Below are 11736 nucleotides of genomic sequence, written 5' to 3' on the forward strand. Positions count from 1 at the left end.
TCGTGGCAAAATATCAGCAGTTGGTCCATCAAATCCGGGCTCAAATTGAAGCGGAAGTGTGGCACCCCGGAGAAAAACTTCCTTCATTGAGAGAGCAGGTCGTGCTGAGCGGACTAAGCCTGATGACGGTAATGCATGCTTATCAGGTGCTGGAAAGTCAGGGGTGGATCGTTTCCCGGCCACAGTCGGGCTATTATGTTGCGCCACGAGCAGACTTTCTGAGCCAGCCGGTAAATCACCAAAAGGTCCAACTGGCTGAAACGGTCGATATCAACGCTTTTATCTTTGATGTACTGCAGGCTGGCCGTGATCCGCTGATGATGCCTTTCGGCTCAGCATTTCCCGATCCGGAATTATTTCCCCAACGCCAACTGATGCGCTCTCTGAATAGTGTTTCTCATAGCATGACACCAGGGGATGCGCTGAATAACCTCCCACCCGGTAATGAAGCCCTTCGGAAAACATTAGCCCAGCGCTATGCACAGCAGGGTATATCCGTATCGCCGGATGAAATTGTAATTACCAATGGTGCGATGGAAGCATTGAATTTAAGCCTGCAGGCGGTCACGGAACCGGGCGATTGGGTGGTGATTGAGAATCCCTCTTTTTATGGTGCGCTACAGGCGATCGAACGTCTGAAGCTGAAAGCGATTGCCATTGCCACCGATCCTCAACATGGTATGGACCTTGATGAGTTGAAAAGGGCGCTAAATCAGTGGCCGATTAAAGCGTGTTGGCTGATGACGAATCAGCAAAATCCGGTGGGTTTTACGCTCTCCAGAGAGAAAAAACAGCAGCTGGTGGCGCTACTTGATGCGCATAATGTGGCGATGATTGAGGATGATGTTTATAACGAGCTCTATTTTGGCGGTGAGAAACCATTACCTGCTAAAGCGTTTGACAAGAATGGTCATGTGTTGCACTGCTCCTCGTTCTCGAAAAATCTGGTTGCGGGTTTCCGGGTTGGCTGGGTGGCTGCTGGCAAACATGCTTTACGAATCCAGCGTCTGCAGCTAATGAGCACGCTTTCAACCAGCACCCCGATGCAATTAGCTCTGGCGAATTATCTTGGGACCCGCAGCTACGATAGCCATCTGCGTAAGCTGCGTCAGATACTTGAACAGCGTAAAAACCTGGCCCGCCAGTCATTAAGAAAGCATCTGCCTTATGGCACGCGAATTAATGACTCTCGGGGAGGATATTTTTTATGGATTGAATTGCCGAAACAGGTCAATGCGACAGAGCTCTACTATCGTGCGCTGAAGCACCGGATCAGTATCGCACCAGGTAGCATGTTCTCTTCCGGGCAGCAATATGCTAACTATTTTCGCTTTAATGCGGCGTGGGCGTGGGATGATGCTTCAGGTGCGGCCGCGGCGATTCTTGGCGGCCTGATTGCCGCCATGATGTGATTTAAACAGCTGAAGCGCGGGCACGTCCCCAGGTAAGTGAGTACACATCGTAGAAATCGACTTCGCCTTTCATATTTAACAAATTACGAATACCGGTTTTCACATTTTCTGGCGTTGCATGATGATTGAGAATTTCGTTTACTGCCTCGTCCGAAAGCGTGCGTACATAGTACCATTCGCCGTTATAGCAGACGCGTAAATCAAGCGTATCAATATCTTCAAAGCGATACTTAGGATTAATGTCCATCAGCATCAGCACGCTCATCACCAGTATGAAAATCGTAGCCCCCCAAAAGGCTGGCCAGCCGAGAAAATCGGTGGTGAAAATCAGTGCAACGCTCAGTGCGTAGCAGATGTACATTGACAGCCAAAGACCGGGATGCGTTTTCAGAAAACCAAAACTAAAGCGCGGTTTGTTATCGCGCAACTCTTCGCGATTCAGGGTGTCAATTTCACGCTGTAATATCTGTTTTATCTCATCCATTTTCTTCACCTCGGTCTTATGACTACTGCCAGGATATAATTAGAACATGCGGTAAATTACAGTAACAGACACAGTTAGCGGGTATTTAACTATAACAGTTTACAGACAGGTGCATCTCGGTTACCGCGGCTGATATGCCCTTGCTCTTGCTCAGGGAGCGGTAGTGGCAGCATCAATACAAAACTGTGCCGTGAAGGCTTCCCTGAAACTGAGATTCCGGTACAGGGGCGAAGTTCCTGAGGGAACAGAAAGGGCTATATGGCGCGCAAGTGGGAATGCAGATGTTATCCTGCCGAAATAGGAAGATAAGCTTTCATTGCACCAGACAATTACGTTTTGCCATTTCATTTATTTCGACGATATTTTTAATCTCCAATTTATGCATGATCTTCACCTTATAGGTGCTGATCGTTTTATTGCTTAATGAGAGTTGTGTTGCGATCTCTTTGTTGGACATTCCTGAGGCAAGCTTTATCAGAACGGAGAGTTCTCGTTTTGATAAACTCATTAGCCGCTGGCTTTCAAGGCTATCGCCGGGCCGCGGGGGCATTTTTTCTTCCGGGTAGACATATTGCCCTTGCTCAACTTTCGGTATTGCTTCCAGTAGAGTATTAATCTCATTGCTTTTATAAATAAAACCTTCGACGCCGAACTGCCTGCACCGCTGGCGGTGATACTCACTTTCTAACGCCGTCAATACGATGATTTTCTGATCTTTATTAATACGCTTCAGGCTTTCAATAATTTGGATGCCATCCCGACCCGGAATATTCAGATCCATAATGATCAGGTCAGGTCGATGCAGTCCGACCCCTGCAATCACCGCTAGCCCGTTATCGACGACGCTGACAACGTTATAGCCGTGCGATCGAAGTAATGCTCGGACACCCATGGCAATGATAGGGTGATCATCAACAATAAAAATGGAATTAATCATATTATTACCAGAGTTGTATTGAATTATATTACTATTATCACTGTCACTACTGCTTACATATTTGAGACTTGTCTCTAAACGACTTTTATTCAGTGATAATATGAAACATATCGCATATTTTTGCGCTTATTCAGTCGGACGAATCTTATCCTTAACGATACTTTTTATAGAATAAAATGAGAGGGGAACATGTGCTGTCGTTGGTCATGTTCCCCGATATTATTTACTGAAACAACTAATAATAACTTTGATTTTTATCATCTTTACTGCCGATCATGCCCTGATATTGTGATGGCATTAGCGCCGGTCTGTGTGTCCGCTTGTCGTTGACGTTTTCCGGCTGATGCCCGCGATTTTTGGGGTGTTCAGCGCGGTTGGTTTGATATCTTTGTGCAGGATCAGTTATTTAGCGTTACCGGATGCTATATATTTCGGGGGGCATCCTGCTGATATGAATAAAAATAAAAACAGCCCTTTATTATTCAGACAATAATGTAAATATGCGTACCCCGGAAATCGATGCGCCCGCAGGCACCAGCCCGGAGCATCGTAAAAAATTTTGACGTGCTGTGTAACGAGCGTAATAGCGTTATCCAGTGGCACAAATAATGATGTCAAAATATTTTTTGACATAAAAATGTCACAGGAAGGCATTAGCCTGCCGATTAAAAAGCGTTACTTCTCACTTACAGGATCCCGTTCTATGCGCATTTCCCTTCCTTTGGCCATCGCTGCGTTGTTAGCAACGCAGGGTGCTTATGCAAAAAGTTTTGATTATTCCCAAGTCACGACAATTGTGGATACCACAACACCTGCCAGTGATAGCCCTGCATTCGTTGAACTGGAAAGTCAGATATTACAGAGCTTACGCCAGTCACTGCAGAACGGCGAATCCAGCCTGACACGTGGACAATTAGAGCAGGCTAAGCAAGGGGATAAGTTAGCCGATCGCGCCTGGTTAAAGGCCAGCGGCTATGATTTTCAGCCGAAGGAAAACGCGCAGGCGGGAATTGCACTGCTGGAATCTTTTAATACGTTGTCGGACCAAATAAAAGCACAGAGTTTAGCGACGGTAACACGAATTAACCGTGATGCAACGGCAGGAGAGCGCCATCAGGCGCTGGCCGATGCAGAAGGCATTAGCTATCTCTATTTTCTTGCAGATGCGATGGGACCAAAGCTGGGTAAAGCATTCCTTACCGCTTATGACAAGGGCGAATTGAATAAAGCTGCTGCCTTAATTAAGGCAAGTGAAGTCAGCACCTCTGCGGCGAAAAAACACTTTAATTATCCTCGCCCATTTTTGCAGCCTGATAACCTGATTCATAAAGTGCCGGATGATGTCGTTGTAAAAGATAACCAGCCTTACAGTGCGGACGGTGGGGCTTTCCCAAGCGGTCACACGAATACCGGCTATACGGATGCGCTGCTGATGGCACAGATGATCCCGGAGCGTTATGTCCCTCTAATCGATCGCGGGGCACGCTATGGCTATTCACGCATCGTACTTGGTGTGCACTATCCACTGGATGTTATGGGATCGCGAATGATCACCGAGCGGAATGTGGCGCATTATCTTAACGATCCGAACTACCGTAAACTGTTTGAGCAGGCGAAAGCAGAGTTACGTAGTGCATTAGAGAAAGAGTGTGGCATGAGCCTGTCGCAGTGTGCGAAGAGTGATGCACAGAGTGATCCTTATGCTTCACCTTCGATGAAAACCTTCTACCGCTTTACTATGACCTATCAGCTACCAAAATCGCCAGCTGTGGTCAATAAGGTTGACGTTCCGCCGGGGGCTGAAGTTTTACTTGAAGCGCCGCTACCTAATCTGAACCCTGCACAACGCCGGGCGCTGATGGTAAATACGGCGCTGGCAGATGGTTACCCACTGTCTGGTGGGAAGGGTGAGCAGAATTTTTGGCAGCGTCTGAATTTACATGATGCGGTAGAGTCTGCACATTCGCGTTAATGGAAAGCGGGGCCGGCATTTGCCGGCCCGAAGAATCAGGCCGCAGGACCGTGATTGCTATTGCCCATCTGAGCCAGATCTTTATCAATAAAGAACAAACTCTTACCGCTATTACCCACCAATGCCAGTTTATCCAGCACCGATTTAAACAGCTTCTCTTCTTCGTGTTGTTCAGCAACATACCACTGCAGGAAATGAAAGGTCGAATAATCTTGTGAGGTCATTGCAGCATGTGCCAGCTCGTTAATTTTGGCTGTAATATGTTTTTCATGCTCGTAAGTTAATTCGAATACGTCGGCCAGTGAGTTAAAGGCGATTGGCGGCGCAGCAATGCTTCCCAGCACTGGCATCGCACCTGTGTCACTCAGGTAATCAAACAGACGTTGCATATGTTCCATTTCTTCACGTGAGTGTTCTTTAAGAAATGCGGCTGCGCCTTCAAACCCTTTATCGCTGCACCATGCGCTCATTTGCAGATAAAGATTGGCAGAGTAAAATTCCAGATTAAGCTGATCATTCAGCCTGGCGGTCATTTCATTCGTTAACATAGCGATTCCAATTATTTAGAGTAAAGCGATTATTTAAACGCGACACCCCTGTTAGCAGCAAACGTTCACTGGGTTGATGCCACACGGGTTATTCAGGAAATATAATTTTCAAACCGTGATTATGCATTACGAACCGCAAAAGTGATATAGGTTTGTTATGCGAATGATAAAATTGTAGTCATTTGTTTTTAAATATAATTATTCCCTTTTTGTAATGAAATTGATTCGCATTTCAAAATAAAAAAGGAGATGAGCTGTAGGGTTATATATTTAATGTCAATGCGTTTATTTTCGTCATGTTTAAATAATGAAATGATAATAATTCCTAATTTCACTCTATTTTACATTTAAATAAAATGTGTACTTTTACAGGAAATAATAACAGCTTGGGGAAATACTCATGTCTCCATCATGATGGTGAAGGCACCTTAAGGTTCGCCGGGCGGGCTTCTCGCGGGCTGTCAAAGCCACGTATATGGATGCTCCGTTTCGCGTCAGTGCTGATACGAAAGGGATTACCGCATTGCCTTTGCCGCCCGCTTAGAACCGGTCATAACGTAGAAATCCGGCTTCATGCTGATGATTTTTTCAATATTGATGTAACCGGTCGCTCCCACCAGTAACTGGGATCCGATATCGGTTGCCTCAGTGGCCTCGACCAGCCCTCCCCAACCATTATGTGCATGCGTAAAGCAGCACGCATCGTCGGCGCTTCCCACTCCTGCGGCAGGTTCAATAAAAACACGGGGTTTAGTGGAAACGGTTGCTGTTTTTTGCTGGATAGCCTGGAGATGCTGCTGATAGAAATCAGTATAGGCCTTCGCATTCTGTTCCTGATTGAGCACTTCTTCTAACAGCATAAAGCTGATTTGGGAAAGGGGATCGTACTGAGGAAAACCGTAATAACCCTCATGCTGAATGCTGGTGAGGTACAACCTCCTCACCAGCGGGCTTACGCGTTAAAAGCTGTATTAACGCTGTATATTACAGAGTGCTCTGCGGCTTTTACTCTGCCAACTCACGCATCACTTTGATCAGATCGGATTTCCCTTCAAACCCAATTCCCGGCAGCTCCGGCATAATAATATGCCCATCGTCGACCTTCACTGAATCAGGAAAACCACCATAAGGCTGGAATAGATCCGGGTAACTTTCATTGCCACCTAATCCCAGCCCGGCAGCGATATTTAATGACATTTGGTGACCGCCGTGGGGAACACAGCGCGATGAAGACCAGCCAAATTGCTTGAGCACATCAAGCGTACGGAGGTATTCACATAGCCCGTAAGATAAGGCGCAATCGAACTGCAAATAATCCCGATCGGGGCGCATACCACCATACCGCAGCAGATTACGCGCATCCTGATGAGAAAATAAATTCTCTCCTGTTGCCATTGAGCCTGGATAAAATTCGCTGATTGCAGCTTGAAGGGCATAATCCAGTGGATCACCGATCTCCTCATACCAAAATAGTGGATACTGGCGCAGCATTTTCGCATAAGCAATGCCAGTTTCCAGGTCGAAACGACCATTGGCATCCACCGCAAGACGCGCTTCATTTCCGATTTCTTGTAACACCGCTTCAATACGCGTACGGTCTTCTTCAATTGAAGCGCCGCCGATTTTCATTTTTACAACGTTATAGCCGCGGTTAAGATACCCTCGCATCTCTTTTTTAAGTGCTTCCAGATCCTTGCCCGGATAATAATAGCCGCCAGCTGCATAGACAAAAACGCGGGGATTGGCTTCAATACCTTTTCTCTCGGCCAGTAATCTGAAAAGCGGTTTCTGCTCTATTTTTGCTACTGCATCCCAAATCGCCATATCCAGGGTTCCAACGGCCACGGAGCGCTCTCCATGACCACCGGGTTTTTCATTAGCCATCATTGCATGCCAGATTTTATCAGGATCTAAATTCGTGCCCTGGCTGTTCAGCAAAGAGTCGGCGTCAGCATTAAGAATACGATCGCGGAAGCGTTCCCTTATTAATCCTCCCTGCCCATATCGTCCATTTGAGTTGAATCCATAACCCACAACCCGGCGACCATCACGGACTACGTCAGTCACTACGGCAACCAGGCTGGCTGTCATTTTTGAAAAATCAATATAGGCATTGCGAATGGGGGAGGAAATAGGCTTTGTGATCTCTACTACATCGGTAATACGCATGTTCATCTCCTGAAAATAACAATATATTATGCGGTTACGGTTCCTGGGTTTATCAGTTATGCGTCTGCTTGATTCGCTGCGCATGAATAATTTCGTTTGCCTTAGACTGGTCAAACGTATTTTCCCATTTCGCGATAGCAATGGTTGCTACGGTATTACCGATAAGATTAACCACCGCTCTGGCTTCATTCATAAATCGATCAACACCGAGCAATAAAACCAATCCGGCAACAGGAACAGTGCCAATGGAGGATAGTGTTGCGGCTAAAGCAACAAATCCAGCTCCTGCCACGCCTGCAGAACCTTTAGACGTTAATAATAAAACGGCCAGCAACATAATTTGCTGTAGAAGTGAAAGATCGGTATTGGTAGCCTGCGCGATAAACAGTGCCGCCATAGAAAGGTAAATAGACGTTCCGTCCGCGTTAAATGTATAACCAGTAGGCAGAACCATTCCTACCGTCGCTTTATTAACGCCTGCATTTTCGAGCTTGACCATAATTCTTGGAAGGACGGCTTCTGTCGAGCAGGTTCCTAACGTGACAAAAATTTCATCTTTGATATACCGCATTAATGCGATCAGTGGGAACCCCGCCCAGCGGGCAACCGTTCCCAATACCACGACAACAAAAATAATTGAGGTGACATAGACGGCAAGCATTAAATAGCCAAAGGACAACAGCGTTGAAATACCATATTTTCCGATGGTAAAGGCGATGCCAGCACCGGCGCCTAATGGGGCAAGCTTCATAATGATATTAATCATTTTGAATAGCCCTTGCAGACCCGAGTCGATCATATCTACAAGTTTTTCTCCACGTTTGCCAATCTGTAGCATTGCGATGCCAAATAAAACAGAAATTAATATAACCTGTAGCATATTGCCTTGAACAAAAGCATTAGCAATGGTGGAAGGAATGATCCCCATAATAAAATCAATAAATCCACCGCTGCTATCAGCAGTATGTACATAAGTAGAAATAGCGCTGGTATCAATATTTCCAGTGTCGATATTCATCCCTTCACCGGGTTTTACGATATTGGCAACCACAAGCCCGATCAACAATGCGATAGTTGAAACGATTTCAAAATAAATTAACGCCCGGGCACCCGTTTTGCCCACTTCTTTGATGCTTCCCATTTTTGCGATGCCAACCACAACGGTACAAAATATTATCGGAGACAGCATCATTTTTATTAACTTTATAAATCCCTCTGCGATAGGTTGTAGCGTAACGCCAACGTGAGGCCACAGAAAACCCACTGCACCCCCGATGACAATAGCGATCAATACCTGGATATAGAGTTCTTTAAGCAGTCTGAATCGTGACGAGCTCTGCATAGCAATCCACTCCCACAGCATCTGTTATGCCGTTTTATTAGTTTATATATGGTGGTGGTATGACATCGGGTACGAATCAATGCCTTGTCAGAATTCATACTAGGAGCTTATGGTGCACTCTATCTAATGCAAAAAAGGGACCCTGTAATGCAAAATCGGCATCACCTGGAATTAACATGGCTTGAGGACTGTGCGGCACTTGCGGAGTCACTTAATTTCTCAAAAGCAGCGGCTTCCCGATATGTGACGCAACCCGCATTTAGTCGTCGCATCCAGTCACTTGAAGAGTGGGTTGGCACGCCGCTGTTTGAAAGAAACCGCCGTGGGGTGCATTTGACGATCGCAGGCGAGTTTTTCTGTAAACAACTGCCTGATTTAATCCGCTCTTTATATTCATTGAGAAGTGAGACGCTTGATATGGGGGGAAGTGGCACACCAAGCGTCATATTTACCGCAACCCACGCCCTGTCTTTTACCTTCTTTCCTGCGTGGCTAAGGCGCAATGAAAAAATTGCACGATTCGGTTCGTTCCAGCTGGTATCAGATACCATGAGGGCCTGTGAGCGTATGATCAATCAGGGAGAAACACAGTTTCTGCTCTGCCACTATCATCCACATATGCACGTGAATTTAGACAAAGAGAACTACTTTAGCGTAAGAGTCGGAACCGATTATCTTATTCCCTATTCAGCAGCGATAGAATCTGATGAGCAAGGCTCAATAACGGCTAAATGGACAATAGATAATCACGCTGAATTTCCGCTGTTGTCATACAGCAGCGAATCAGGGTTGGGGCGAATTATTTCTAATATCTCGTCGGTAAATCGAGCAAAGCGCGGTATGAATGTGGTCTTCACTTCAGATTTAGCCGCGACATTGCTTGCGATGGTCAGAAGCGGTGATGGTATTGCCTGGCTCCCGCAATCGCTGGCACAGCATGATGTTGATATGGGGAAAATTCTGCCAGCAGCGGATAACGCAAGTGGCATGTCTATCCCTGTAGAAATACGCATCTACCGACCCGCCAGCAAAATGTCGCGTGGGGCGGAACAGCTATGGGAGATCTTCGTTGAGGGCCAGCAATAATGATGTTTATTGGTGTCGCAGCTGGCCGATATGAAGATAGGAAATAACATTTTCCTGGGCTTACAATATCAAGTTCTCATGCGGTAGACTCTTGCTTCCCAGGGACGCAGGCCGGTGTCATCGCCGCTGGCTGAATAATTGCTCAGCAGCAGCGTTTGACCAACCAGCATTACGGTATCATCTTGCCAGCTGGCGTATTCCCCTGAGAGGTTGCAGATGATGAGTATCCGATCGTTTTCCCCGTCACGGCGGTAGGCATACAGTTGGCGATGATGTTTAAGCACCAGCTGGTAGCGCCCCTGCACCAGCGTTTTCTCCTGTTTGCGCAGCCTGATCAGCGCTTTATAGAAGTTTAGAACCGAGAGTGGATCCTGCTGCTGATCGGCGACGTTGATTTTTGGATAATTTTTATTCACCCGCAGCCACGGCGGCGCATCGCTAAAACCTGCGTTCTGGCTGTTGTCCCACTGCATCGGGGTACGATTGTGGTCCCGGGCGGTATGGTTTAACAACTGCAGGATTTGCGTTTTATCCACGCCTTTACTCAGCAGATCGGCATATTGATTTTTAGCCGAAACATCATCGAAATCCTCGATGGTCGCGAAATGGCTATTGGTCATCCCGATCTCCTGCCCCTGGTAAATAAATGGGGTGCCCTTCATCAGAAAGTACATGGCGGCGATGGCGGTGGCGCTTTCCCGCCAGAATTCACGGCATGCTCCCCAACGCGTCACTACTCGGCTAACATCATGATTTTCAACGTACAGCGCATTCCAGCCTTTACCTTCCAGCGCATCCTGCCAGTGGGTGAAAATATGCTTCAACGTGTTCACAGAGGGCGGTAAGCATTGCTCATGCTGCCACAGGCGGACATGTTCAAATTGAAAAATCATATTCAGACGATTGTGGTTTTCCCCGACCCAGGCTTCACCCTGATCGGCTCCGATACCGTTCATTTCGCCGATGGTAACAATATTGTAGTGGTCGAACACCTGGCGACACATATCATCCACATACTCCAGCAGCCCGTCATAATTCAGATGGCGATCGAACGACGGAACGTAACGTTGTCCTTTAGGGTTTGGCATATCGCTCAGCAGGGGATCTTTTTTCATATGGCAGATGGCATCAATGCGAAAACCGTCCACACCCTTATCCAGCCACCAGCGCATCATGCGGTATAGTGCCGCACGCATATCGCGATTTTCCCAGTTCAGATCGGGCTGACGTGGGGTGAACAGATGCAGATAATACTGTGCGGTAGCCGTATCGTATTGCCAGGCAGAGCCTTTAAATATGCCCTCCCAATTATTGGGTTCGGCGCCATTTTTGCCCTCACGCCAGATATACCAGTCGCGCTTGGGATTGGTACGCGATGCACGAGACTCCAGAAACCACGGATGTTCATCAGAGGTGTGGTTGATCACCAGATCGATCACCAAATGCATCCCGCGGGTATGGACTTCATCCAGTAAACGATCGAAATCCGCCATGGTGCCAAACTCCGCCATGATTTGCTGATAATCGCTGATATCATAGCCATTATCATCGTTGGGGGATCGATACATCGGGCAGATCCAGATCAGGTCGATTCCCAGATCCTGCAGGTAATCAAGCTTCTCTGTAATACCGTTTAAATCACCAATACCGTCATGATTAGAATCCATAAAACTGCGTGGATAAATCTGGTAAGCGATCGACTCCTTCCACCAATCTTTCGGCTTTCGGCGAGTAAAGGTTGTATTCATCTGATGATCCTTTAAGCGATGGCGTTGACGGGCTGGTG

General features: G+C 46.9%; 9 protein-coding genes and 1 pseudogene. 3 read left to right on the forward strand and 7 right to left on the reverse strand.

Annotated features, from left to right (window positions below):
• Positions 1 to 2: 2 nt before the first annotated feature.
• On the forward strand, positions 3 to 1412 hold the full coding sequence (locus tag J1C60_RS03065) for an aminotransferase-like domain-containing protein (RefSeq protein ID WP_128178474.1): 1410 nt from the start codon (positions 3 to 5) through the stop codon (positions 1410 to 1412).
• Position 1413: 1 nt separating this feature from the next.
• Here J1C60_RS03065 and J1C60_RS03070 read toward each other — a convergent pair whose 3' ends face one another.
• On the reverse strand, positions 1414 to 1896 hold the full coding sequence (locus J1C60_RS03070; RefSeq protein ID WP_128178473.1) for a YlaC family protein: 483 nt from the start codon (positions 1894 to 1896) through the stop codon (positions 1414 to 1416).
• Positions 1897 to 2209: 313 nt separating this feature from the next.
• Positions 2210 to 2833, reverse strand: coding sequence for a response regulator transcription factor (locus J1C60_RS03075; RefSeq protein WP_128178472.1), 624 nt, complete (start codon positions 2831 to 2833; stop codon positions 2210 to 2212).
• A gap of 703 nt (positions 2834 to 3536) precedes the next feature.
• Here J1C60_RS03075 and J1C60_RS03080 point away from each other — a divergent pair.
• On the forward strand, positions 3537 to 4805 hold the full coding sequence (locus J1C60_RS03080; RefSeq protein ID WP_128178471.1) for an acid phosphatase: 1269 nt from the start codon (positions 3537 to 3539) through the stop codon (positions 4803 to 4805).
• 35 nt (positions 4806 to 4840) lie between these two features.
• Here the strand turns inward: J1C60_RS03080 and ftnA are convergent, their stop codons facing one another.
• The 4 genes and pseudogenes from ftnA to dctA all read right to left on the reverse strand — a co-directional run bounded on the left by ftnA (position 4841) and on the right by dctA (position 8864).
• Positions 4841 to 5353, reverse strand: a complete 513-nt coding sequence (gene ftnA, locus J1C60_RS03085; protein WP_128178470.1) for a non-heme ferritin — start codon at positions 5351 to 5353, stop codon at positions 4841 to 4843.
• Positions 5354 to 5889: 536 nt separating this feature from the next.
• Positions 5890 to 6219: pseudogene (locus tag J1C60_RS03090) on the reverse strand (ABC transporter substrate-binding protein); the annotation flags it as partial.
• Positions 6220 to 6358: 139 nt separating this feature from the next.
• Entirely contained in the window at positions 6359 to 7522 is a 1164-nt protein-coding gene (locus tag J1C60_RS03095) for a mandelate racemase/muconate lactonizing enzyme family protein (RefSeq protein WP_128178468.1), read from the reverse strand.
• A gap of 52 nt (positions 7523 to 7574) precedes the next feature.
• On the reverse strand, positions 7575 to 8864 hold the full coding sequence (dctA, locus tag J1C60_RS03100; RefSeq protein WP_128178467.1) for a C4-dicarboxylate transporter DctA: 1290 nt from the start codon (positions 8862 to 8864) through the stop codon (positions 7575 to 7577).
• 147 nt (positions 8865 to 9011) lie between these two features.
• Between dctA and J1C60_RS03105 the strand changes: the two genes are divergently transcribed.
• Positions 9012 to 9950 carry a LysR family transcriptional regulator gene (locus J1C60_RS03105; protein ID WP_128178466.1) on the forward strand — a complete coding sequence of 313 codons (939 nt, stop codon included), beginning with the start codon at positions 9012 to 9014 and terminating at the stop codon, positions 9948 to 9950.
• 68 nt (positions 9951 to 10018) lie between these two features.
• Here the strand turns inward: J1C60_RS03105 and J1C60_RS03110 are convergent, their stop codons facing one another.
• Positions 10019 to 11698: a glycoside hydrolase family 13 protein gene (locus J1C60_RS03110; protein WP_128178465.1), complete on the reverse strand. Its 1680-nt coding sequence runs from the start codon at positions 11696 to 11698 to the stop codon at positions 10019 to 10021.
• Between the last annotated feature and the right edge of the window lie 38 nt (positions 11699 to 11736).

It is taken from the genome of [Pantoea] beijingensis (genome assembly GCF_022647505.1).
Lineage (GTDB): Bacteria > Pseudomonadota > Gammaproteobacteria > Enterobacterales > Enterobacteriaceae > Erwinia > Erwinia beijingensis.